Origin of the sequence: Jannaschia maritima (assembly GCF_030973515.1) — a bacterium.
GTDB classification, from domain to species: Bacteria; Pseudomonadota; Alphaproteobacteria; order Rhodobacterales; family Rhodobacteraceae; genus Jannaschia; species Jannaschia maritima.
The window spans coordinates 136,050-158,122 of record NZ_JARGZA010000009.1 but is presented as its reverse complement, the minus strand read 5'-3'; the positions used below and the strand labels follow the sequence as shown (position 1 = coordinate 158,122).

General features: G+C 66.1%; 26 protein-coding genes. 22 read left to right on the top strand and 4 right to left on the bottom strand.

Annotated elements, in window-relative coordinates; translation table 11 throughout:
• The first annotated feature begins 13 nt into the window (after positions 1 to 13).
• The 22 genes from rpsH (at position 14) to P0084_RS10715 (ending at position 17,697) form a co-directional block, all read left to right on the top strand.
• Positions 14 to 406 (top strand): 30S ribosomal protein S8, encoded by a 393-nt coding sequence (gene rpsH, locus P0084_RS10820; protein ID WP_308916861.1) that lies wholly within the window; start codon positions 14 to 16, stop codon positions 404 to 406.
• Positions 407 to 416: 10 nt separating this feature from the next.
• A complete protein-coding gene (gene rplF, locus P0084_RS10815) occupies positions 417 to 950 on the top strand; it encodes a 50S ribosomal protein L6 (protein ID WP_308916860.1) in 534 nt (177 codons plus the stop codon).
• Positions 951 to 962: 12 nt separating this feature from the next.
• Positions 963 to 1,322, top strand: coding sequence for a 50S ribosomal protein L18 (gene rplR, locus P0084_RS10810; RefSeq protein ID WP_308916859.1), 360 nt, complete (start codon positions 963 to 965; stop codon positions 1,320 to 1,322).
• 369 nt (positions 1,323 to 1,691) lie between these two features.
• The gene (rpsE, locus tag P0084_RS10805; RefSeq protein WP_308916858.1) at positions 1,692 to 2,279 is read left to right on the top strand and encodes a 30S ribosomal protein S5; all 588 of its coding nucleotides are present in this window, start codon (positions 1,692 to 1,694) and stop codon (positions 2,277 to 2,279) included.
• A gap of 3 nt (positions 2,280 to 2,282) precedes the next feature.
• Entirely contained in the window at positions 2,283 to 2,468 is a 186-nt protein-coding gene (gene rpmD / locus P0084_RS10800; RefSeq protein WP_308916857.1) for a 50S ribosomal protein L30, read from the top strand.
• Between the two features lie 116 nt (positions 2,469 to 2,584).
• Entirely contained in the window at positions 2,585 to 3,055 is a 471-nt protein-coding gene (gene rplO / locus P0084_RS10795) for a 50S ribosomal protein L15 (protein ID WP_308916856.1), read from the top strand.
• A gap of 128 nt (positions 3,056 to 3,183) precedes the next feature.
• Positions 3,184 to 4,554, top strand: coding sequence for a preprotein translocase subunit SecY (gene secY, locus P0084_RS10790; protein ID WP_308916855.1), 1,371 nt, complete (start codon positions 3,184 to 3,186; stop codon positions 4,552 to 4,554).
• 27 nt (positions 4,555 to 4,581) lie between these two features.
• Positions 4,582 to 5,232: an adenylate kinase gene (locus P0084_RS10785; protein ID WP_308916854.1), complete on the top strand. Its 651-nt coding sequence runs from the start codon at positions 4,582 to 4,584 to the stop codon at positions 5,230 to 5,232.
• Positions 5,233 to 5,435: 203 nt separating this feature from the next.
• Positions 5,436 to 5,804, top strand: coding sequence for a 30S ribosomal protein S13 (gene rpsM, locus P0084_RS10780; RefSeq protein WP_308916853.1), 369 nt, complete (start codon positions 5,436 to 5,438; stop codon positions 5,802 to 5,804).
• Positions 5,805 to 5,819: 15 nt separating this feature from the next.
• Positions 5,820 to 6,215, top strand: coding sequence for a 30S ribosomal protein S11 (gene rpsK / locus P0084_RS10775; protein ID WP_308916852.1), 396 nt, complete (start codon positions 5,820 to 5,822; stop codon positions 6,213 to 6,215).
• Between the two features lie 119 nt (positions 6,216 to 6,334).
• Positions 6,335 to 7,351, top strand: a complete 1,017-nt coding sequence (locus tag P0084_RS10770) for a DNA-directed RNA polymerase subunit alpha (RefSeq protein ID WP_308916851.1) — start codon at positions 6,335 to 6,337, stop codon at positions 7,349 to 7,351.
• Between the two features lie 158 nt (positions 7,352 to 7,509).
• On the top strand, positions 7,510 to 7,929 hold the full coding sequence (gene rplQ / locus P0084_RS10765; protein ID WP_308916850.1) for a 50S ribosomal protein L17: 420 nt from the start codon (positions 7,510 to 7,512) through the stop codon (positions 7,927 to 7,929).
• A 276-nt stretch (positions 7,930 to 8,205) separates the two neighbouring features.
• Entirely contained in the window at positions 8,206 to 8,787 is a 582-nt protein-coding gene (locus P0084_RS10760; RefSeq protein ID WP_308916849.1) for an autoinducer binding domain-containing protein, read from the top strand.
• 76 nt (positions 8,788 to 8,863) lie between these two features.
• Positions 8,864 to 9,454, top strand: coding sequence for an acyl-homoserine-lactone synthase (locus P0084_RS10755; protein ID WP_308916848.1), 591 nt, complete (start codon positions 8,864 to 8,866; stop codon positions 9,452 to 9,454).
• Positions 9,455 to 9,507: 53 nt separating this feature from the next.
• On the top strand, positions 9,508 to 10,830 hold the full coding sequence (locus P0084_RS10750) for a replication-associated recombination protein A (protein WP_308916847.1): 1,323 nt from the start codon (positions 9,508 to 9,510) through the stop codon (positions 10,828 to 10,830).
• Positions 10,831 to 10,862: 32 nt separating this feature from the next.
• Positions 10,863 to 11,237, top strand: coding sequence for a fluoride efflux transporter CrcB (crcB, locus tag P0084_RS10745; protein WP_308916846.1), 375 nt, complete (start codon positions 10,863 to 10,865; stop codon positions 11,235 to 11,237).
• Positions 11,234 to 12,265 (top strand): RluA family pseudouridine synthase, encoded by a 1,032-nt coding sequence (locus P0084_RS10740; RefSeq protein WP_308916845.1) that lies wholly within the window; start codon positions 11,234 to 11,236, stop codon positions 12,263 to 12,265. Before crcB ends, P0084_RS10740 begins: the two co-directional genes overlap by 4 nt.
• On the top strand, positions 12,262 to 12,981 hold the full coding sequence (locus tag P0084_RS10735; RefSeq protein WP_308916844.1) for an ATP12 family chaperone protein: 720 nt from the start codon (positions 12,262 to 12,264) through the stop codon (positions 12,979 to 12,981). The genes P0084_RS10740 and P0084_RS10735 overlap by 4 nt, the downstream gene beginning before the upstream one ends.
• Before the next feature lie 214 nt (positions 12,982 to 13,195).
• Entirely contained in the window at positions 13,196 to 14,215 is a 1,020-nt protein-coding gene (locus tag P0084_RS10730) for an amino acid ABC transporter substrate-binding protein (protein WP_308916843.1), read from the top strand.
• 136 nt (positions 14,216 to 14,351) lie between these two features.
• Positions 14,352 to 15,593, top strand: coding sequence for an amino acid ABC transporter permease (locus P0084_RS10725; RefSeq protein ID WP_308916842.1), 1,242 nt, complete (start codon positions 14,352 to 14,354; stop codon positions 15,591 to 15,593).
• A 1-nt stretch (position 15,594) separates the two neighbouring features.
• Positions 15,595 to 16,893 carry an amino acid ABC transporter permease gene (locus tag P0084_RS10720; RefSeq protein WP_308916841.1) on the top strand — a complete coding sequence of 433 codons (1,299 nt, stop codon included), beginning with the start codon at positions 15,595 to 15,597 and terminating at the stop codon, positions 16,891 to 16,893.
• A 9-nt stretch (positions 16,894 to 16,902) separates the two neighbouring features.
• Positions 16,903 to 17,697 (top strand): amino acid ABC transporter ATP-binding protein, encoded by a 795-nt coding sequence (locus P0084_RS10715; RefSeq protein ID WP_308916840.1) that lies wholly within the window; start codon positions 16,903 to 16,905, stop codon positions 17,695 to 17,697.
• A 177-nt stretch (positions 17,698 to 17,874) separates the two neighbouring features.
• On the opposite strand, the gene preA is transcribed toward P0084_RS10715, so the two are convergent.
• From preA to P0084_RS10695, 4 genes are all read right to left on the bottom strand, one after another.
• Positions 17,875 to 19,218: an NAD-dependent dihydropyrimidine dehydrogenase subunit PreA gene (gene preA, locus P0084_RS10710; protein WP_308916839.1), complete on the bottom strand. Its 1,344-nt coding sequence runs from the start codon at positions 19,216 to 19,218 to the stop codon at positions 17,875 to 17,877.
• Between the two features lie 52 nt (positions 19,219 to 19,270).
• Positions 19,271 to 20,257: a sulfotransferase family protein gene (locus P0084_RS10705; RefSeq protein ID WP_308916838.1), complete on the bottom strand. Its 987-nt coding sequence runs from the start codon at positions 20,255 to 20,257 to the stop codon at positions 19,271 to 19,273.
• 115 nt (positions 20,258 to 20,372) lie between these two features.
• Positions 20,373 to 20,732, bottom strand: a complete 360-nt coding sequence (locus P0084_RS10700; protein ID WP_308916837.1) for a hypothetical protein — start codon at positions 20,730 to 20,732, stop codon at positions 20,373 to 20,375.
• Positions 20,729 to 22,054 carry an NAD(P)-dependent oxidoreductase gene (locus P0084_RS10695; protein ID WP_308916836.1) on the bottom strand — a complete coding sequence of 442 codons (1,326 nt, stop codon included), beginning with the start codon at positions 22,052 to 22,054 and terminating at the stop codon, positions 20,729 to 20,731. Before P0084_RS10695 ends, P0084_RS10700 begins: the two co-directional genes overlap by 4 nt.
• Between the last annotated feature and the right edge of the window lie 19 nt (positions 22,055 to 22,073).

The following is a 22,073-nucleotide window of genomic DNA, read 5'->3' as shown; positions in this document are numbered from 1 at the left end:
GGAGGATCACGCAATGAACGATCCCATCGCCGACATGCTGACCCGCATCCGCAACGCGTCCCTGCGCGGCAAGTCGACCGTCCGGCCCCCCGCATCGAAGCTGCGCGCGCGCGTCTTGGACGTCATGGCCGACGAAGGCTATATCCGTGGATACGAGCAGGTCACTTCCGATCGAGGCCATCCCGAGATCGAGATTAGCCTGAAGTACTACGAAGGCGCGCCCGTCATCCGTGAACTCAAGCGGATCTCGAAGCCCGGCCGCCGCGTGTACTTGGGCGCCGCATCCGTGCCTTCGGTCCGCCAGGGCCTGGGCGTATCCATCGTGTCCACGTCGCGCGGCGTCATGTCCGACGCCTCCGCCCGTTCGCAGAACGTCGGCGGCGAAGTGCTCTGCACCGTATTCTGAGGAGGGTTCCATGTCTCGTATCGGAAAACGGCCCGTGGACCTCCCTTCGGGCGTAGAGGCCAGCGTCAGCGGCCAGACAATCCAGGTGAAGGGTCCCAAGGGCACCCGCAGCTTCACCGCGGCCGACGACATCAGCCTGTCGGTCGCGGACAACGCCGTCAGCGTTGATCCGCGCGGCAAGTCCAAGAGGGCGCGCCAGCAATGGGGCATGTCCCGCACCCAGGTCGCAAACCTGGTCCAGGGCGTGACCATCGGCTTCAAGAAGGACCTCGAGATCCAGGGCGTCGGCTACCGGGCGCAGGTTCAGGGCAAGACCTTGAAGCTGGCTCTGGGGTACAGCCACGACGTCGAGTACGACATCCCCGAAGGCATCACGATCACGGCGGCCAAGCCGACCGAAATCACCGTCGAGGGGATCGATCAGCAGCAGGTCGGCCAGGTCGCTGCCGAGATCCGCGCGTGGCGCGCGCCCGAACCCTACAAGGGCAAGGGCATCCGTTACAAGGACGAGTACATCTTCCGCAAGGAAGGCAAGAAGAAGTAAGGACCGGACATCATGGCACTTTCCAAGCGAGAGCTGTTCCAGAAGCGCCGCATGCGCGTCCGGAGCAAGCTGCGGAAACTGGCCGCCGGGCGCCCGCGCCTGTCGGTCCACCGCTCCAATAAGAACATCAGCGTGCAGGTCATCGACGACGCGCAGGGTCGGACCTTAGCGTCCGCGTCCTCGCTGGAGAAGGACCTAGGCCTGATCGGCAAGAACAACGTCGAGGCCGCGGCCAAGATCGGGGCCGCCATCGCGGAACGCGCGAAAGCGGCGGGGGTCGAGGACGTGTATTTCGATCGCGGCGGCTTCCTGTTCCACGGCAAGGTGAAGGCCCTGGCCGACGCCGCGCGGGAGGGTGGTCTGAGGTTCTGATGGACGACGACGCGTTCAAGGCGGCCGTGCTGGAGCGGTTCGATCAGCTCGATAAGCGGGTTGATGAGGGTTTTTCCCGTTCGGATTGCCGCATGGATGCATTGTTTGCCTGAAATGAGGCGGTCGAAACTGAACTGGACCACATGGCGCGTGACCAGCGGGCGCTTCGGATGACAGTGATGGAGTCGATCGATGCGCACGGCGTGCAATCGAACGGATTTATGAACTGAACCGCCGGATCGTTCGGTTAGAATACCCCGACGAAGACTGATGCAGGGGGCTGCACCGGCCCCCTCGATGGTCCGGGCGCATTCTGCGCATCGCGGCCGGTGAAGCGGGCAGTAGGCCCGGAACAGCAGGAGATGCCGGATGGCAGAACGTGACAACAACCGCCGCGGACGCGGGCGCGATCGGGATGAGACGCCGGAATTCGCCGATCGCCTCGTCGCGATCAACCGCGTGTCGAAGACCGTCAAGGGCGGCAAGCGCTTCGGCTTCGCGGCCCTGGTCGTCGTGGGCGACCAGAAGGGCCGCGTTGGTTTCGGCAAGGGCAAGGCCAAGGAAGTGCCCGAGGCCATCCGCAAGGCCACCGAGCAGGCCAAGCGCCAGATGATGCGCGTTCCGCTGCGCGATGGCCGCACGTTGCACCACGACATCAACGGGCGCTGGGGTGCGGGTCGCGTGACCATGCGAACCGCTCCCGAGGGCACCGGCATCATCGCCGGTGGTCCGATGCGGGCCGTGTTCGAGATGCTGGGCATCAAGGACGTCGTCGCTAAGTCGCTGGGATCGCAGAACCCCTACAACATGATCCGCGCCACGCTGGACGGCCTGCGTGCCTCGCAGTCGCCGCGCAACGTAGCGCAGCGCCGTGGCAAGAAGGTCGCCGACATCCTGCGCAAGGACGACGCGCCTAAGATCGACGGCGAACAAGCCCCCGTCGCAGAGGAGGCCTGATCCATGGCAACTATCGTCGTAAAGCAGGTTGGCTCTCCCATCCGCCGCCCCGCCGAGCAGCGCGCCACGTTGATCGGCCTGGGTCTGAACAAGATGCACAAGACCCGCGAGTTGGAGGATACGCCCTCCGTCCGCGGAATGATCCGCAAGATCCCGCACTTGGTCGAGATTGTGGAGGAGCGGGGCTGACCCCGCGACCCTGAATTCGACGCCCGCCCTCACGGGGCGGGCGTTTCACGCGAGAACACATGCCGCGTCCGGTCCATTCGCTTCGGGGACCGCGTCCGGCGAACAGGAGAAGCGAGATGAAACTCAACGAACTGCGCGACAACCCCGGCGCCACCCACAAGCCCAAGCGCGTCGGTCGCGGTCCGGGTTCGGGCCTGGGCAAGACCGGTGGCCGCGGCATCAAGGGTCAGAAGTCGCGTTCCGGCGTGGCGATCAACGGGTACGAAGGCGGTCAGATGCCGCTGTACCAGCGCCTGCCCAAGCGTGGCTTCAACAAGCCGAACCGCAAGGCATATGCCGTTGTGAACCTGGGCAAGATCCAGCAGTTCATCGATGCGGGCAAGCTGGATGCCTCGAACGTGACCGAGGATGCGATGGTCGCCGCGGGTCTGGTCCGTCGCAAGCTCGACGGCGTCCGAGTCCTCGGCAAGGGCGCCCTGACCGGCGCTGCCACGATCACCGTGACGGGCGCGTCCCAGTCGGCGATCGACGCGGCATCCGCGGCCGGCGGCAGCTTGACCGTCGCGATCGCCCCCGGGGCGGAGTGACCGCCCGGCGGTACGGGTTGTGACCCGTTCCGCCACCGCCTACATCGGTCCGGGCACCGTGCCGTGCGTCCCGGGGGGGACCGGATCGACTGGCACGATCGCCTGAACGACACCATTGGGAGGCCGCGATGGCATCCGCTGCGGAACAAATGGCCTCGAACATGAGCTGGGGGGCGTTCGGCAAGGCGAAGGAGCTGCGCCAGCGCATCCTGTTCACCATCGGCCTCCTGATCATCTACCGCTTCGGGACGTACATCCCGGTCCCCGGCATCGACACGACGGCGCTGCGCGACTTCATGGACCAGGCGGCCGCCGGTCTGGGGGGCGTGCTGAACATGTTCACGGGCGGCGCGATTGGACGGATGGGCGTCTTCGCCCTGGGCATCATGCCGTATATCAGCGCGTCGATCATCGTGCAGCTGATGGCCGCGATGGTCCCGCAACTCGAGGCCCTGAAGAAGGAGGGCGAGCCGGGACGCAAGAAGCTGAACCAGTACACGCGCTACGGCACCGTGGCCCTGGCGACGCTTCAGGCCTACGGCCTGGCGGTCAGTCTGGAATCGGGTGGCCTGGTCGCCGATCCCGGCTGGTTCTTCCGGGTGTCCTGCGTCGTGACGCTGGTGGGCGGAACGATGTTCCTGATGTGGTTGGGCGAGCAGATCACCGCGCGGGGCATCGGCAACGGGATCAGCCTGATTATCTTTGTGGGCATCGTGGCCGAGCTGCCCGCCGCCCTGGCGCAGTTCTTCGAGTCGGGGCGCACGGGCGCGCTGACCACGCCAGTCATCATCGGCGTGACGCTGATGTTGCTGGGAACGCTGGTCTTCGTCGTGTTCATGGAACGGTCCCTGCGCAAGATCCACATCCAGTACCCGCGCCGACAGGTCGGGATGAAGGTCTATGACGGGGGGTCCAGCCATCTGCCGGTAAAGGTGAACCCGGCGGGCGTCATTCCTGCGATCTTCGCGTCCAGCCTGCTGTTGCTGCCGACCACGATCAGCACGTTCTCCGGCGCGGAGACGGGTCCGATAATGGCCACCGTACTGGCCTATTTCGGGCCTGGGCAGCCGCTGTACCTGCTTTTCTTCGCGGGCATGATCATCTTTTTCGCGTACTTCTACACGCACAACGTGTCCTTCAAGGCGGAGGACGTGGCCGACAACCTGAAGAACCAGAACGGTTTCATCCCCGGCATCCGTCCCGGCAAGCGGACGGAGGAGTACCTCGAATACGTGGTGAACCGGGTCTTGGTCCTTGGGTCCGGCTATCTCGCCTTGGTCTGCCTGATCCCGGAGGTCGTGCGGAACGAACTGGCGATCACGGCCTATTTCGGGGGCACGTCGATCCTGATCATCGTATCCGTCGGGATGGACACGATCCAGCAGGTCCAATCGCATCTGCTGGCCCACCAGTACGAGGGGCTGATCGAGAAGTCACAGTTGCGCGGCAAACGCCGTGGGCAGCGGGGCCGGGGAAAGGCCGGAAGCGCACGCCGGTAGGGCAGGCGCATCCGGGGGGAGGACATCATGAACATCATTCTGTTGGGACCGCCCGGTGCCGGCAAGGGCACGCAGGCCCGTCGGCTGGTCGAGGATCGGGGTATGGTTCAGTTGTCCACCGGGGACATGCTGCGTGCTGCCCGGTCGTCCGGCACCGAGATGGGGCGCCGTGTCGCCGCGATCATGGATGCGGGCGAACTGGTCACGGACGAGATCGTGATCGGACTGATCGAGGAACAATTGCAGACGTCGCGTGGCGGCGGCTTCATCTTCGACGGGTTTCCTCGTACGTTGGGTCAGGCCGACGCGTTGGGCGACCTGCTGGCGGCCAATGGCGCCATGCTCGACGCCGTCATCGAGATGCAGGTCGATGATGCTGCGCTCGTGGCGCGGATCGTCGCCCGGTCCACCTGCGGCGACTGCGGCGAAGTCTACAACGATCAGACCAAGCCCATTCCCGCGGACGGGCGGTGCACGAATTGCGGCGGCGCAACGTTCAATCGCCGCGCCGACGATAATGCCGATGCGCTGACGACCCGGTTGATGGAATACTACAAGAAGACGTCGCCACTGTTGGGCTACTACTATGCCAAGGGCGACCTAGTGAGCGTCGATGGCCTGGGCGAGATCGAGACCGTCGCCGGGGCCATCGCGGAGGCACTGGCCGCGCGGAGCTAGGACGCGCCGGTCAAAAAGTTCTTGACAGCCTTTCGCTGGTCTTGACGGCGACGGGGTCGGCTAGTACGTGCCGACCCCTGACCCGGGGACGGGTTCATCCATACGCACCGATGTTCGGATTGCCGCCATGGCGGCGCGGTCGGTCGCGGTTGTGAAAAAAGGGTCTGGAACGACGGATCCGCAACGAACGAAGGAAACGCGACTTGGCACGTATCGCTGGCGTTAACATCCCCACGGGCAAGCGGGTTCCGATTGCCCTGACATACATCACCGGAATCGGGCAAAGCGCGGCCAAGCAGGTTTGCGAGGCGGTGGGCATCGACCCGAGCCGTCGTGTGAACGAACTGTCCGACCAGGAAGTCCTGCAACTGCGCGAGTATATCGACGCGAACCTGACGGTCGAGGGCGACCTGCGCCGCGAAACGCAGATGAACGTCAAGCGCTTGATGGATTTGGGGTGCTACCGTGGTCTGCGCCATCGCCGGAACCTGCCGGTCCGGGGCCAACGCACACATACCAATGCACGCACGCGCAAGGGCCCCGCGAAGGCCATTGCCGGCAAGAAGAAGTAAGGGAGGGCATAGGACATGGCACGTGATACTCGCCGTGCGGCCCCCCGCCGCAAGGAACGCAAGAACATCGCCACCGGCGTGGCGCATGTGAACTCGTCGTTCAACAATACGAAGATCCTGATCTCCGACGTGCAGGGCAATGCGATCTCTTGGTCGTCTGCTGGCACGATGGGGTTCAAAGGGTCGCGCAAGTCGACGCCCTATGCCGCCCAGATGGCGGCGGAGGACGCGGGCCGCAAGGCGCAGGAGCACGGGATGAAGTCTCTGGAGGTCGAGGTTCAGGGTCCCGGCTCGGGTCGCGAATCTGCCTTGCGCGCCCTGGCGGCGCTGGGCCTGCAGATCACGGCGATCCGTGACGTTACGCCGATCTCACATAACGGGGTCCGCCCGCCGAAGCGCCGCCGCGTCTGAGCGCGGACCATTCGAACCGCACCGCATTCGCCGGGGCCGCGTCGCGCGGTCCCGACGTGCCGTTTCAACCTCGGGATTCCGGCAGACGCCCCCGCCGGATGGGAATGGAGGGATTGGGCATGATCCACAAGAACTGGCAAGAGCTTATTAAGCCCGCGCAACTCGACGTTAAGCCGGGAAACAATCCCGCCCGTCAGGCCACCGTCACGGCCGAACCGTTGGAGCGCGGTTTCGGTCTGACGCTGGGCAACGCGCTGCGTCGCGTGCTGCTGTCGTCGTTGCAGGGCGCGGCGATCACGAGCGTGCAGATCGACAACGTCCTGCACGAGTTCAGCAGCGTATCGGGCGTCCGCGAGGACGTGACCGACATCGTGCTGAACCTGAAGGGCGTCAGCCTCAAGATGGAGGTCGAGGGACCAAAGCGCGTCACCGTACAGGCCAAGGGACCGATGGTCGTCACCGCGGGCGACATCAGCGAGAGCGCGGGCATCGAGGTGCTGAATCGCGACCACGTCATCTGTCACCTGGATGACGGCGCCGACCTCTATATGGAACTGACGGTTGAGACTGGTAAAGGTTACGTGTCCGCCGACCGTAACAAGCCCGAAGACGCGCCCATCGGTTTGGTGCCGATCGACGCAATCTATTCGCCCGTCCGCCGCGTATCCTACGAGGTGACGCCAACGCGCGAAGGTCAGGTACTCGACTACGACAAGCTGACGATGAAGATCGAGACCGACGGCTCGGTCACGCCGGACGATGCGGTCGCCTATGCCGCGCGCATCCTGCAGGACCAGTTGCAGGTCTTCGTCAACTTCGACGAGCCCGAGGCGGCGCGGTCCGGTGACGATGCCGATGACCTGGAGTTCAATCCGCTACTGCTGAAGAAGGTGGACGAGCTGGAACTGTCGGTGCGGTCCGCGAACTGCCTTAAGAACGACAACATCGTCTACATCGGCGACCTGATCCAGAAGACCGAGGCCGAGATGCTGCGCACCCCGAACTTCGGCCGGAAGTCCTTGAACGAGATCAAGGAGGTGCTGTCCGGAATGGGCCTGCATCTAGGCATGGACATCGTCGATTGGCCGCCCGAGAACATCGAGGATCTGGCGAAGAAGTTCGAAGACAACTTCTGAGACGTCCTTTGATCGAGCCCCGGGTCTCCCCCCGGGGCCCGACGGGTCCGGCGCAACGTCGGACCTGCTACGTCGAGCAGACCGGGCGTGGTGCCCCAACAAGGAGGCGATCCCAACGCAGGATCGCCGGACAAAGCATAATCTGACGGAGAAAACCCATGCGTCATGCCCGCGGCTATCGCCGCCTGAACCGCACCCACGAACATCGCAAGTCGCTGTTCAAGAACATGTCCGCCAGCCTGGTGGAGCACGAGCAGATCAAGACGACCCTTCCGAAGGCGAAGGAACTGCGCCCCATCGTAGAGAAGATGGTGACCCTGGCCAAGCGGGGCGACCTGCATGCCCGCCGCCTGCTGGCGTCCCGCCTGCACGACGATGCGGCCGTTGCCAAGCTGATGGACGTGATCGGACCGCGTTATGCGGACCGGAACGGTGGCTATGTCCGCGTGCTGAAAGCCGGATTCCGTTATGGCGATATGGCGCCCATGGCGATCATCGAGTTCGTCGATCGCGACGTGGACGCGAAGGGCGCGGCGGATCGCGCCAGGGTGGAAGCCGAGGATGCCGTCGACGGGTGACGTCCGGTGTCGGACCTTGCCCGTGGAGCCCCGGCCAATGCGGCCGGGGCTTCGTCGTTCTGGTTCGAAGAGATGGGCGCGACCTTCCCGCCTCTGGACTTTCGGGATGGCAATTCCGACGTAGAGGCAGTCCGATCAGCCTGCCGCTACGTCGCCTGACGCGTTCATGATTCGTTAACCACCTTCGTCGTGTAACGGATGGGCAGCCGGACCACGTCGTCGCATACGGGGTCCCCAAACGTCATGTCCGAGAGCCGAAGTCTGATGCACCGTCACATGCAGAGCCTGGAACAGCTTGCCCCCTCGGGGTTCAGTGCCGGGCTGCATATCCGCTTCGCGGCGCCGCTCTTCTTTCGGTCGACCTATCCGCGGGCTTGGCAAGATCGATACAGCAGCAACAACTTCGGCCTGCGCGATCCCCTGGTCTTCTGGGGCATATCCCAGACTGGCGCCATCCGGTGGAGCGCGATCACCCTTCCCGACCCGTTCGGCATCCTCCGGCAGGCGCAGGAACATGGCCTGACCTATGGTGTCGTGGTGTCCTGCGGAAAGATCACCTCCCGCAGCGTCGTCGGCGCAGCCCGGACGGACCGCGAGTTCTCCGACGCGGAGATCGCGGAGATCCAGGCCGTGGCTGCCGACCTTCATGCAGTGACCCGGCCCCCCGACGACCTGAGCGCACCCATGGTCGATGCGTTGCGCGCGGTGGCGTTGGGCGACAGCCAGCCCGGTGCCGCGGCCGCATTGGGAATTACCGAGGGTGCGCTAACGCGGCGCCTCTCGTCGGCCCGGCAAACGCTGGGCGTGGAAACGACGGACGAAGCGTTGAGAATGGCGAGGGAGTACAGGTTGTTCTGACGACCTGACTGTTCAACGACATCGGGAGAACGCAGCGGCCATTGGGACGGGACCAGGGGCATAGGAGGGACTTGCCTTGCAGACGACGACACTTTCCTTCGACAACATACATTCGCATGGCCGGCTCTTCGCCAACCTGCTGCGTGCACGCCACCGAACCTTCATCGAGCAGGCCCATTGGGATCTGCCGGCCGCCGACGGCATGGAGTTCGATCAGTACGACACCCCCGCAAGCCGTTGGGTCGCGGTCCACGACGATCTGGGCGGCATCAAGGCGGGCGTCCGACTGACGCCGACGACGCATCGATGCGGGATCTACAGCTATATGATCCGCGACGCGCAGCTGGGCCTTCTGGACACCATTCCGCGCGACATCCTGTTCGGCAATGCGCCCATTGCCCCCCACATATGGGAAAGCAGCCGGGTCTTCGTTTGCGACGACGTTCCGGCCTGTGACCGCACGCGGGTGCAGTTGCAATTGATCGGTTCCATGGTTCAGTCCGCCCGCGAACTGGGTGCGACCAGCCTGATCGGATTGATTCCCGCCAGCGGGCCGCGTCTCGCGCGGCGCGTTGGACTGGACTGTCGCCCCGCCGGCCCCGTCCGCGATATCGGCGGATCCGACTCCGTGGCCGTCACGATCTCGATGCAGACGAAGATGCATTGACGCGGCCCCTCGGACCCCTTCCCAGAAAGGGTTTTCCTGCCTAACTTGGGGTCATGGCCGACCTGTTCGACATGACCCCCGCGACGCGAACGACGGAAGATGCATCCGCTTCATCGGGGGCTCCCCTGGCGGAGCGTCTTCGTCCGGCCACATTGGAGGAGGTGATCGGCCAGACGCATCTCCTGGGGCCTGACGGCGCGCTCACCGCGATGCTGGACGGCCATCTGCCCAGCCTGATCCTGTGGGGGCCGCCGGGCGTCGGCAAGACGACGATCGCCCGCTTGCTCGCGGACAGGACGGGACTGCGGTTCGTGCAGATCTCGGCGATCTTCACGGGGGTCGCCGATCTGCGGAAGGTGTTCGACGCGGCGCGCCTGCGCCGTCAGGACGGGCAAGGCACGTTGCTGTTCGTCGACGAGATCCATCGCTTCAACAAGGCGCAGCAGGACGGTTTCCTGCCCCACATGGAAGACGGCACGATCACCTTGGTCGGCGCCACGACCGAGAATCCATCATTCGAACTGAACGCCGCCCTGATGTCGCGCGCACAGGTCCTGGTGCTGGATCGGTTGAAGCCGCGCGACACCGAACTGCTGATGCAGCGGGCGGAACGGATGCTGGGTCGCAAGCTTCCGCTGGACGGACCTGCACGCGACGCCTTGCAGGACATGGCAGACGGCGACGGCCGCGCCTTGCTGAACCTGATCGAGCAGGTGGCGGGCTGGGACGCCGCGATCCCCATCGACCGGCGGGGGCTGTCGAAGCGGCTGCAGCGGCGGGCCACGCAGTACGACAAAGCGGGTGACGCGCACTACAACCTGATCTCGGCGTTGCACAAGGCGGTCCGGGGGTCCGATCCGGACGCCGCATTGTACTGGCTCGCGCGGATGCTGAAGGGGGGGGAGGATCCGCGCTATCTCGCCCGGCGCATCACCCGCATGGCGGTGGAGGACATCGGTTTGGCCGAGCCGCAGGCGCAGGGGGTCTGCCTCCAGGCGTGGGAGACGTACGAACGGCTGGGCAGCCCGGAAGGGGAGCAGGCATTGGCGAACGCCGTCCTCTATCTCGCGCTGGCGCCGAAGTCGAACGCGGGCTATGCGGCCTACAAGGCCGCGATGAAGGCGGCGGCGGAACACGGGTCTGAGCCGCCGCCCAAGCACATCCTGAACGCCCCTACCAAGATGATGAAGGACCAAGGCTACGGGTTCGGATACGCCTATGACCATGACGCGGCGGATGGATTCTCGGGGCAGAACTACTTCCCCGACGGAATGCGCCGTCCCGTCTTCTATGTCCCCGTGGACCGGGGATACGAACGCGAACTGGGCCGCCGGTTGGACTGGTTCGTCCAGCAGCGTGAGAAGCGGCGCGGTTGACAGCGACGCGGCACGGGAAGACAGGACGGGCCATGATCGTCTCGATGATGCAGGTCGCCCTAGGCGGGGCCATCGGGTCCGCCCTGCGGTTCGGCATCGGGGCGACGTTGACGCGGCCCGGACAGGCGTTTCCCGTGGGTGTCCTGACGGTGAACGTGCTGGGATCGTTGCTGATGGGGTCGTTTGCGACATGGTTCGCCTCCCGCGGCGGTGCATCCTGGCAGCCCTTCGTCCTGACGGGCCTCCTTGGCGGGTTCACGACGTTCTCCGCCTTCTCGCTCGAAGCGTGGACACTGTGGGAGCGGGGGCAGGGCGGGCTGGCCGCCTCCTATGTCGGGGCGTCGGTGACGTTGTCGTTGGCTGCCCTGGCCCTCGGCGTCTGGCTGGCCCGCGCAGTGGCGGCATGAGCGGGGTGCAGACGCTCACCGTCGGCGCCGACGACGGGGATCAACGGCTGGACCGCTGGCTGCGCCGTCGGTTTCCGCACGTCAACCAAGGCACGATCGAGAAGTTGTGCCGGAAGGGCGAGATCCGCGTCGATGGTGGGCGCGCCCGGGCGAACACGCGCGTGCAGCCGGGTCAATCCGTCCGGGTCCCGCCCCTGCCGGACGGGCAGGCGCCGACTCGACCCAAGCTTCTGAAGGCGTCGAACGACGACGTCGCGATGATGCGGTCCATCGTCCTATACCGGGACGACCATCTCATCGCGCTGAACAAGCCGCCCGGCATCGCCGTGCAGGGCGGGTCCGGTCAGACGCGGCATCTCGACGGGCTGTCCTCCGCATTGCAGTGGGACAAGCCGGAGCCGCCGCGTCTGGTCCATCGCCTCGACCGGGACACGTCCGGCATCCTGCTGCTGGCGCGTGACCGGACGACCGCGGCGGCCATCGCGGACGCCTTCCGCGAGCGGGAGACGCGCAAGATCTACTGGGCCGTGGTCGCAGGCCAGCCCAGCCCCCGCATGGGCACGATCCGGTATGGCCTGGTGAAGGCGGGCGGATCCGCCGAGAAGATGCACGCCGTCGCTCCCGACGCGGTGCGGACGACGCCCGGCGCGAAGAACGCGACGACGGATTATGCCGTTCTCCAAGCACTGGCGACGCGGGCGGCCTGGGTCGCGCTGGTGCCTGTGACGGGTCGGACCCATCAGCTGCGCGCCCATATGGCGGAGATAGGGCACCCGGTCATCGGCGACGGCAAGTATGGCGGGTCTGGCCAGGAGAACCTGGGCAACGGTTGGGGCGCGATGCTGGGGGGAGACGTCAGCCGCAAGCTGCACCTGCACGCGCGCAGCCTGACGATGGATCACCCCGTGACCGGCGCGCGCCTGCATCTGACCGCGCCCCTGCCGGACCACATGGCGCGGACCTGGGACATGCTGGGATGGGACGCCGCCGACGTTCCCGTGGACCCCTTCGCGGAGGATGCGGGATGACCGAGTGGAAGGCCCGCCGGTTCTGGACGGAAGCCACCGTCGAGGGTCGGGACGATGCGTTCGCGGTTCGTCTGGACGGCCGCCCCGTGCACACCCCGTCGAAGATAGTCCTGGCGGTCCCGACGCTTGCGTTGGCGGAGGGCATCGCGGCCGAATGGCGCGCGCAGGGCGAGGTCATCGACCCCCTGTCAATGCCTTTGACGCGGGCCGCCAACAGCGCGGTCGACAAGGTCCGGCCCCAACACGACGCCGTCGCAGCGGAACTGGCGGGCTATGGTGGGACGGACCTCCTGTGCTATCGCGCGGCAGCCCCGGAACGTCTGGTCGCGAAGCAGGCGGAAGCGTGGGATCCGATGCTGGACTGGGCGGCCGCCGACCTCGGCGCCCGGCTGGCGGTCACGTCGGGCGTCATGCCCGTCCAGCAGCCGGCGAATGCCCTGGCCACCCTGCGCGAGCATGTGAAAGCCCTGTCGGACTGGCATCTGACGGCCCTGTCGGAGTTCGTGACGCTGACCGGAAGCTTGGTGCTGGGACTGTCCGTCCTGCATCGCCATCGTCCGGCGGCGGAGGTGTGGAACCTGTCGCGCATCGACGAGGAATGGCAGATCGCTCAGTGGGGCGAGGACGAGGAGGAGGCGGCCCGCGTCGCAGTGAAGCGTGCGGACTTCCTCCAGGCGGACCGGTTCCTGCACCTGATCGAAGACGGCTCGTCCTGACGCCCGGTAACGGATCGCAGCTCGCGCGGGTGGCCCGGAAGGGTCGGTGCGACCGGGGAGTGAATTGTATCCCTACACCTTGACCTTGCCGGTCGCATTTCGTTTGTTCGCCGCCAGTGAGGGGGATGAACACCCTCATATGCAAATGACCGGGTGGCGCATGACGCGGCCCGGCGCCGGACGGAAACGTACGGTCCAATAGGAAGAGGTAACTATGAACAAGACGATCTTCGTCGCCACCGCCGCCGCCGCCGGCCTGGTCGCGATCGGCGCGCAGGCGCAGACGCTGAACCAGGTGCAGGAGCGTGGTACCCTGAACTGCGGCGTGACCACCGGCGTTCCCGGCTTCGCCGAGCCCGATGCCAACGGCGTGTGGCAGGGCTTCGACGTGGCCGTCTGCCGCGCCGTCGCCGCCGCCGTCCTCGGCGACCCCGAGGCGGTCGAGTTCGTTCCGACGACGGGCAAGACGCGCTTCACCGCATTGGCGTCGGGCGAAATCGACATGCTCGCGCGGAACACCACGTGGACGTTCTCACGCGATACCGACTTGAAGTTCGACTTCGTCGGCGTGAACTACTACGATGGTCAAGGCTTCATGGTCCCCGCCGACCTCGGCGTGTCCTCCGCGACGGAACTGGACGGCGCGACCGTCTGCATCCAGACCGGCACCACGACCGAGCTGAACCTCGCGGACTTCTTCCGGGTCAACGGCATGTCCTATGAGCCGGTGCCGATCGAGACGGGCGCGGAAGCGGTGCAGCAGTACCTGGCCGGTGCCTGCGACGTGTACACCACCGACCGTTCCGCTCTGGCTGCGCAGCGCGCGGGTTTCGAGAATCCCGACGACAGCGTGATTCTGCCCGAAGTCGTCTCGAAGGAGCCGCTGGGCCCCCTGGTCCGTCACGGTGACAGCGAGTGGGCCGATATCGTCCGCTGGACGCTGAATGCCATGATCACGGCGGAAGAGCTGGGCGTGACCCAGGACAACGTCGAGGACATGGCGGCGTCCCCCGGCGACAACCCAGAGATCAACCGCCTGCTGGGCACCGAGGGTGAGTTGGGCGCGATGATCGGTCTCGACGCCGATTGGGCGAAGAACGCCATCGCCGCGGTCGGCAACTATGGCGAGGTGTTCGACACCAACATCGGCGAGTCCACGGCCATCGGCCTGGCGCGCGGCCTGAACGCCCAGTACACCGATGGCGGCCTGATCTACTCGCCGCCCTTCCGGTAAGCACATCAAGCATGGGGCGCGGAATTCCGCGCCCCTTCGCGCATCCGCGCGACGAAACGCCTGACGATGGATGACAGACGGTCCGAAGGCCGCGACATCGTCAAGGGCAGGCCGGTACAGTGCCGGGGGGAAACCGATGGCGATCACAGAAGATCCGGGACGGCGTTCCGGCAGCGGCGGCGCATTCCAACTCAGCCAGCTGATCAACGACACCCGCTATCGCAGCTATACCTTCCAGTTCATCGCATTGGTGCTGCTGTTCCTCGGGTTCGGTTGGCTCATCAATAACGCGATCAACAATCCCGTGCTGGCGCAGGTCGGCATTGACTTCGGCTTCCTCCAGACGCCGGCCGGCTACGACATCAACCAGCAGCCGATCCCCTACGACAGCCAGGACACTCACCTGCGCGCGACCGTGATCGGGGCCATCAACACGCTGATCGTCGCGTTCCTCGCCTGCATCACCGCGACCGTGTTCGGGGTGTTCGCGGGCGTGCTGCGCCTGTCGAACAACTGGATCGTGTCCAAGCTGATGTCGATCTACGTCGAGATCTTCCGCAACATCCCGGTGCTGATTTGGATCATTATCATCTTCACCGTCGCGGCGAACACATTCCCCCCAATCTCGGAGTTCCGGATTCCACGCGACGGATCGGATCCCGATCGGGGCCTGCTGTTTGGCATGATGGCCGCGACCAACCAGGGCGTCTTCGTGCCGCGTCTGGTCTTTGCCGAGCAGGGCTGGCTGGTCGCGATCGTCCTGTTGGCATCCGTTGCAGGGGTCTTCGCCTTTCGCGCCTGGGCCCGGAACCAACTGTACGCCCATGGGCGCGAGGTCGGGACGCTCCTGCCGACGCTGGCCATCCTGATCCTGCCGGCGGTGATCGCATATTTCGCCCTGGGCCGCCCCATCGGGGTGGAGAACCCGGAGATGGGGCGCTTCCGCTTCGAAGGCGGGTTCACGCTGCGTCCGTCGCTCATCGCGCTGTGGTTCGCGCTGTCGATCTATACCGGCGCATTCATTGCCGAGAACGTTCGCGCCGGCATTCTGGCCGTCAGCCGCGGCCAGACGGAGGCCGCGGCCGCGCTGGGATTACGGCCCCGTCGGGTCATGTCGCTGGTCGTGCTGCCGCAGGCGCTGCGGGTCATCATCCCGCCGCTGATCAGCCAGTATCTGAACATCACGAAGAACACATCGCTCGCGATCGCGGTCGGCTACATGGATCTGACCGGCACGTTGGGTGGCATCACTCTGAATCAGACGGGTCGGGCGCTGGAATGCATTCTGCTGCTGATGCTGTTCTATCTGACGTTCAGCCTGGCGATCAGCGCGGTGATGAACGTCTATAACAACGCCGTCCGGTTGAAGGAGCGCTGAGATGAGCGATGCGCACGCCCATTCCGTGGCCTTCGTCCGGGACACGGAGATCCCAGCGGCCCCTCCCCCCACGCGTGAGACGGGGGCCGTGAAGTGGATGCGGGAGAACTTGTTCTCCTCGGTCGCCAACACGGTCATGACGATCATAGGCGTGCTGATCGCATGGTATCTGCTGTCGGGACTGATCCCGTGGATCGTCAATGGCACTTGGCAAGGCGACGACATCCGCGAATGCCGTGAAATCCTTGGCGATTCGGGCGGGGCCTGCTTCGCGGTCATACGTGAACGCTGGCCACAGCTGCTGTACGGGTTCCAGTACCCCGATGAGCTGCGCTGGCGTCCCACCGTCGCGTTCTTCCTGCTGTTCGTCGCCGTGCCGCCTGCGCTGTTCGCGATGTTCCTTCCCCGTTGGACGCTCGCGCTGACAGCGCTGTACCCGTTCGTGGCCTATTGGCTGATCTGGGGCGGTTCCGTCCTTTCGCCGGTCTTCGTGGCCATGGGAATCGCCGCGGGCTACGTGGTGTTCACACGGGTCGAGCGGCGGGGCTTCGTGCCGGGCCTGTTGGCGGCGGTCGCCACCGCGGTCGCGGTCTGGTGGCTCGGCGGCTTCGTCGTCGAGGCGGCATCGGGCGTGCTGGCCCTGGAACCGGTGGAGAGCCGGGCCATGGGTGGATTCATGCTGAACCTGATCTTGGGCGTCGTCTGCGTGTCGCTGTCGCTGCCGATCGGAATCGCACTGGCACTTGGTCGCCAGTCCCGTTTGCCGGTGGTCAAGGGTTTCTGCGTCGTCTTCATCGAGTTCATCCGCGGCGTGCCGTTGATTACCCTGCTGTTCGTGGCGAACGTGGTGCTGTCCTACTTCCTTCCGCCGGAATCGAACTTCGATTTGATCGTGCGGGTCATCATCATGATCACGGCCTTCTCATCGGCCTACATCGCGGAGGTCATCCGCGGCGGCCTGGCCGCCCTGCCGAAGGGCCAGTACGAAGCGGCAGACAGCCTGGGCCTGGACTATCCGCAGGCTATGCGGCTGATCATCCTGCCCCAGGCGCTGAAGATCTCCATCCCCGGTATCGTCAACGTCGCGGTGGGTCTGTTCAAGGATACCACGTTGGTCAGCGTCATCTCGATGTTCGACCTGGTGGGGCTGATCCGCGGGCCGATCCTGTCCAGCACCGACTGGGTCGGCGTCTATTGGGAGTTGTGGGCGGCGGCCTGCATCCTCTTCTTCGTCGTCTGCTACGGCATCTCGCAATACTCGCAATGGCTGGAACGCCAGTTGCGGACCGACCATCGCTAGGGGGCGACCATGGCTGCATTGGACACCAACACGGACGGCGACCGTACCGCCGCGATGAAGGTCAGCGATGAGGTCGCGATCAAGATCACGGACATGAACAAGTGGTTCGGCCAGTTCCACGTCCTGCGCGACATCGACCTGACCGTGTTCCGGGGCGAACGCATCGTGATCTGCGGGCCGTCCGGGTCGGGCAAATCCACGCTGATCCGCTGCATCAACGCCCTGGAGGAACACCAGCAGGGCAGCATCGTCGTTGACGGAATCCCATTGTCGTCGGACCTGAAGAACATCGACAAGATTCGGTCCGAGGTCGGGATGTGCTTCCAGCACTTCAACCTGTTCCCGCACCTGACCATCCTGGAGAACTGCACCCTGGCCCCGATCTGGGTACGCAAGACGCCCAAGCGCGAGGCCGAGGAAACGGCCATGTACTTCCTTGAGAAGGTCAAGATCCCCGATCAGGCCAACAAGTATCCGGGCCAGCTGTCCGGAGGCCAGCAGCAGCGGGTGGCCATCGCGCGGTCCCTTTGCATGCGACCCAAGATCATGCTGTTCGACGAGCCGACGTCGGCCCTCGATCCCGAGATGATCAAGGAGGTGCTCGATACGATGATCCAGTTGGCGGAGGAGGGGATGACCATGCTGTGCGTGACCCACGAGATGGGATTCGCGCGTCAGGTGGCGAATCGGGTGATCTTCATGGATGCCGGTCAGATCGTCGAGCAGAACGAGCCGGAAGCGTTCTTCAAGAACCCCCAGAACGAGCGCACTCAACTGTTCCTGAGCCAGATCCTGGGTCACTGAACCGGATCGTCGAGCGGCGCGTCGGTCAACCCCGGTTCGCCACCGTTCGCGGTGGGCGCGCCCCGTACGCCCCCCGTTCACAAGGACCGTCGCCCCTGATCCGATGACGTGCGGCACGCATCCGACCGTCCAGGCGGACCGTGAACGTTCGTGCCGCGCGTGTGTCCGTAAGCCGGCCTACTCGGCCGGTTCGCTGACCATCGTGTCCTGGCCGGCGGGGACGTAGTTGGGGGAGCCGGGATTGTTGGGGTGGGTGGTCCAGTCGGCGGGCTCGGCCTGCACGATCCGGCCGGTGCGGGGATCGGTCGTCCCGGCTTCCAGCCGTTCCATGGTGATGCAGTCCTCGACCGGGCAGACGTCGACGCACAAGTTGCAGGCGACGCATTCCTCATCGACTACGGTGAATGTCCGGTCGGCGGACATGGCGACGGCCTGGTGCGACGTGTCCTCGCAGGCGGCATAGCAGCGGCCACATTTGATGCAGGCGTCTTGGTCGATGCGAGCCTTGGTGACGTAGTTCAGATTCAGGTGCTGCCAGTCGGTGACGTTGGGCACGGCGCGGCCGCGGAAGTCCTCGATCGACGCGTATCCCTTCTCGTCCATGTAGCGGGACAGGCCGGCCGTCATCTCTTGCACGACCTTGAAGCCGTAGGTCATGGCTGCGGTGCAGACCTGTACGTTGCCGCAACCCAAGGCGATGAACTCCGCCGCGTCGCGCCAAGTCGTCACGCCGCCGATGCCGCTGATCGGCATGCCGCGTGTTTCGGGGTCCCGGGCAATCTCGGACACCATGGACAGGGCGATGGGCTTCACCGCCGGGCCGCAATAGCCGCCATGCGACCCCTTGCCATCGATGGTGGGTTCGGGCGCGAAATCGTCCAAATCTACGGCGGTGATGGAGTTGATCGTGTTGATCAGCGACACCGCGTCCGCGCCCCCGGCCTTCGCCGCCCGGGCGGGCTTGCGGATGTCGGTGATGTTGGGGGTCAGCTTCACGATGACGGGGAGGTGCGTGTAATGCTTGCACCATTCGGCGACCATCTGGATGTACTCGGGCACCTGGCCCACGGCCGACCCCATGCCGCGTTCCGACATGCCGTGCGGGCAGCCGAAGTTCAGCTCGATCCCGTCGGATCCCGTATCCTCGACCCGCGGCAGGATGGCCTTCCAGGCTTCTTCCTCGCACGGCACCATGATGGATGCGATCATCGCGCGATCGGGATAGTCCCGTTTGACCCGCGCGATCTCGTCCAGGTTGGTCTGGAGCGGTCGATCGGTGATCAGCTCGATGTTGTTGATGCCCAGCACGCGGCGGTCGGCGCCGTGGATCACGCCATAGCGGGGGCCGTTCACGTTGACGACGGGCGGGCCTTCGGCGCCCAGGGTCTTCCACACGACGCCGCCCCATCCCGCGTCGAAGGCGCGGCGGACGTTGTATTCCTTGTCCGTCGGCGGGGCGGAGGCCAGCCAGAAGGGGTTCGGGCTGCGGATGCCGATGAAGTCGGTGGTCAGATCGGCCATGGTTCGGTCGTCCTCTCGGTTCGGGTCCCGGCCCCGATCGGGGCGCGGCGGGTCACTTCAGGTACTTGACGGTCTTCTCGTCCATGCGCCGTTCGGGACCGCGGCGCAGGGCGGGGATGTTCAGACGGCGGCCGACGCCGCGCAGGACGGGATCCGCGATGCCATAGCGGCGGATCAGATCCCTCCATACGAACGTGCGGTTCGACAGCCGCAGGCGCGCCTGCATCCACGCGGACGGGGCGGGCGGCGGCGCCCCGGACAGGGCATAGCCGGAGCCGGGCAGCAGGTCGCCGACCCGGTGTTCCACCAAGGCGATCTGCTGGGGCGTCAGCTTGCGCTTCCACTGATCGGCGAGCTTGGCATCCGGCGCGTCGTAGGTCGTATGGTCGGGATAGGACAGCATCGCGGGATCGTAGGGCAGGCCGACGAAGGCGCATAGGGCGCGGAGGCCTTCCTCCGGCGCGGAGACCAGGTCCTCGAACCGCAGGGTCAGGATCGGATGGGCTGGCTCCGTGGCGGCGAAGGCCTGCCAGTCCCGCTCTGTCTCGATCCACGGGACGACGCCGTGCCAGACGTCGCCCGCCCAGCCCATGCCGATGGCGGACCGGGCGGAATCGCGCGGGTCACGGGTGAAGCGCAGGATCGCGGCGTCGGGCACCATCGCCGACGCGACCTCGATCCGGCGATGCAGCATCAGTACGGGCAGCGTGTCCGATGCGCTGGCGATCTGACGGACCATGTCGCGGAAGGCGTCGCGCCCGTCCAGCCCTTCGGGGATGCGCACGCCGCTGCCACGATAGATGCGGTCCGCTTCGAGCTCCGTCCGGTCGTAACGCCAACCGTCCTCGTCGTGGTGGAGGTGATCGACGAGGAAGTCCGTTTCGTCGATGCATGACAGGCGGGGATGCCCGTCGATCATCAAACGCAGCAGCGTCGTGCCGCCCCGCAGCGGTCCATAGACGATCAGGCAGCTCGGCCGCGTCCTGTCCGCCGAGCCGTCCATCATGCAGCCGCGCCCCGGCCCGGGATGAACGGGCATGGAACGCTGCGGCCCCCGTCCGTGGTCGCGGCCACGGTAGGCCGGGATGGCCGGCGGAACTCGATCCCCGCGGGGGTTGTCGTCGGATCTGTCATGGAACCCTTCCCGGCTCGGGTCATTCGATCGGCACGCCGCATTCGGCGTAGGACGACGCGAAGGCGTCGCGGTTGTCCGTCACGAAGGCGACGATCACGTCCTGCGTCGGCGGTCCGGGGGGATCGGGCAGGTCGGGCAGGGTGGCCGGATCGATGCGCATCGATAGCTGGCCCACGATGCAATAGCAGCCGGCGATGCATTCGGCCCCCTTCGCTGCCGCGTCGCAATTCTCCTCGCAGGCCGCGGAGAAGCCCCGCACGATGCCGCGCAGCATCTCCGCCTGCGGGGGCGTCATGCCAGGCCCGGTCTGGGCCGAGGCCACCTGGACTCCGCCGGACGCGATCGCGACCGCAATCGATGCGAGCAGGAGCGCCCTCATGACGACAGGCTTCCGTGAATGTCCTCCGCCGCGTCCCGTCCCTCGGCCACCGCGGTGACGGTCAGATCCTCGCCCCCCGCGGCGCAGTCGCCGCCGGCCCAGACGTCATCCAGCGACGTGCGGCCCGCACCGGTGACGGCGATCTTGCCGCCTGCCAGGTCAAGTCCTTCGACCGCTTCCAGCTTCTGCCCGATGGCGCGGAAGAGCTGGTCGGCGCGGACCCGCACGGTTTCCCCCGTGGGCGTCATGTCCGGGTTCACGTAAGCCAGCTCGACCTCGCGCAGCTTGCCACCCCGGGCGTGCAGCGCGTGCGGCACCAGGCCGAAGGCCAGGCGGACGCCATGGCTGGCCGCGAGATCCTGTTCCCACCGGGAGGCAGGCATCCGGTCGCGCGTACGGCGATAGGCGATGGTCACCACCTCCGCGCCCAGCAGCTTGGCCTGCACGGCGGCGTCCACCGCGGTCATGCCGCCGCCGATCACGACGACGTGGCGTCCGATGGGCAGGGTGGTCAGGTCGTCGTGCTGGCGCAGGGCGGCGATGAAGTCGACCGCGTTCTCGACCCCCGCCGCGTCCTCGCCGTCCAGGCCCAGCGCGCCGACGCCGCCCAGGCCCACGGCGAGGAACACCGCGTCGAAGTCGGAGCGGAGCGCGGACAGCGACAGGCCCTTGCCGATGGCCTTGTCGTTCTCGATCGCGATGCCGCCGATCTTCAGGAGCCAGTCGACCTCCGCCTGGGCGAAGCCGTCGGGGGTCTTGTAGGCGGCGATGCCGTATTCGTTCAGGCCGCCGGGCTTGGGCTGAGCGTCGTACACGGTGACGGCGTGGCCATGCATCGCCAGCCTGTGCGCGCAGGCCAGCCCCGCCGGTCCCGCGCCGACGACGGCCACGCGCCTGCCGGTGTCGGGCGCACGGGCGTAGGGATGCTCGCCCGCCGCCATCATCGCGTCGGTCGCATAGCGCTGCAGGCGCCCGATCTCGACCGGCTTGCCTTCCGCGGCCTCGCGCACGCAGGCTTCCTGGCACAGCGTTTCCACCGGGCAGACGCGGGCGCACATGCCACCCATGATGTTCTGGTCGAAGATGGTCTTAGCCGCCGCTTCCGGCTGGCCGGTCTGAATCTGGCGGATGAACAGGGGAATGTCGATGTCGGTCGGGCAGGCCGCGATGCAGGGTGCGTCGTGGCAGAAGTAGCAGCGATCGGCCGCCACCGTCGCTTCGTGCGCATCCAGACCGGGATGCAGGTCGCCGAAGTTGCGCGCCAGGTCGTCCGGCCCCAGCCGCCCCGCGCGTATCCCGTCCAGCCGCATCGCTTCGGTCATCGTCGTTCCCCGTGAGAGA

Coding starts and splice junctions, on each gene's coding strand:
- P0084_RS10760 (WP_308916849.1), top strand. CDS start 8,206: ATGCAGAGCCTGGAACAGCTTGCCCCCTCGGGGTTCAGTGCCGGGCTG.
- P0084_RS10740 (WP_308916845.1), top strand. CDS start 11,234: ATGAGCGGGGTGCAGACGCTCACCGTCGGCGCCGACGACGGGGATCAA.
- secY (WP_308916855.1), top strand. CDS start 3,184: ATGGCATCCGCTGCGGAACAAATGGCCTCGAACATGAGCTGGGGGGCG.
- crcB (WP_308916846.1), top strand. CDS start 10,863: ATGATCGTCTCGATGATGCAGGTCGCCCTAGGCGGGGCCATCGGGTCC.
- P0084_RS10695 (WP_308916836.1), bottom strand. CDS start 22,054: ATGACCGAAGCGATGCGGCTGGACGGGATACGCGCGGGGCGGCTGGGG.
- P0084_RS10700 (WP_308916837.1), bottom strand. CDS start 20,732: ATGAGGGCGCTCCTGCTCGCATCGATTGCGGTCGCGATCGCGTCCGGC.
- P0084_RS10785 (WP_308916854.1), top strand. CDS start 4,582: ATGAACATCATTCTGTTGGGACCGCCCGGTGCCGGCAAGGGCACGCAG.
- rpsK (WP_308916852.1), top strand. CDS start 5,820: ATGGCACGTGATACTCGCCGTGCGGCCCCCCGCCGCAAGGAACGCAAG.
- rplQ (WP_308916850.1), top strand. CDS start 7,510: ATGCGTCATGCCCGCGGCTATCGCCGCCTGAACCGCACCCACGAACAT.
- P0084_RS10730 (WP_308916843.1), top strand. CDS start 13,196: ATGAACAAGACGATCTTCGTCGCCACCGCCGCCGCCGCCGGCCTGGTC.
- P0084_RS10715 (WP_308916840.1), top strand. CDS start 16,903: ATGGCTGCATTGGACACCAACACGGACGGCGACCGTACCGCCGCGATG.
- P0084_RS10735 (WP_308916844.1), top strand. CDS start 12,262: ATGACCGAGTGGAAGGCCCGCCGGTTCTGGACGGAAGCCACCGTCGAG.
- rplR (WP_308916859.1), top strand. CDS start 963: ATGGCACTTTCCAAGCGAGAGCTGTTCCAGAAGCGCCGCATGCGCGTC.
- P0084_RS10720 (WP_308916841.1), top strand. CDS start 15,595: ATGAGCGATGCGCACGCCCATTCCGTGGCCTTCGTCCGGGACACGGAG.
- rplO (WP_308916856.1), top strand. CDS start 2,585: ATGAAACTCAACGAACTGCGCGACAACCCCGGCGCCACCCACAAGCCC.
- rpsE (WP_308916858.1), top strand. CDS start 1,692: ATGGCAGAACGTGACAACAACCGCCGCGGACGCGGGCGCGATCGGGAT.
- P0084_RS10725 (WP_308916842.1), top strand. CDS start 14,352: ATGGCGATCACAGAAGATCCGGGACGGCGTTCCGGCAGCGGCGGCGCA.
- rpmD (WP_308916857.1), top strand. CDS start 2,283: ATGGCAACTATCGTCGTAAAGCAGGTTGGCTCTCCCATCCGCCGCCCC.
- P0084_RS10705 (WP_308916838.1), bottom strand. CDS start 20,257: ATGCCCGTTCATCCCGGGCCGGGGCGCGGCTGCATGATGGACGGCTCG.
- P0084_RS10770 (WP_308916851.1), top strand. CDS start 6,335: ATGATCCACAAGAACTGGCAAGAGCTTATTAAGCCCGCGCAACTCGAC.
- rpsH (WP_308916861.1), top strand. CDS start 14: ATGAACGATCCCATCGCCGACATGCTGACCCGCATCCGCAACGCGTCC.
- preA (WP_308916839.1), bottom strand. CDS start 19,218: ATGGCCGATCTGACCACCGACTTCATCGGCATCCGCAGCCCGAACCCC.
- rplF (WP_308916860.1), top strand. CDS start 417: ATGTCTCGTATCGGAAAACGGCCCGTGGACCTCCCTTCGGGCGTAGAG.
- P0084_RS10750 (WP_308916847.1), top strand. CDS start 9,508: ATGGCCGACCTGTTCGACATGACCCCCGCGACGCGAACGACGGAAGAT.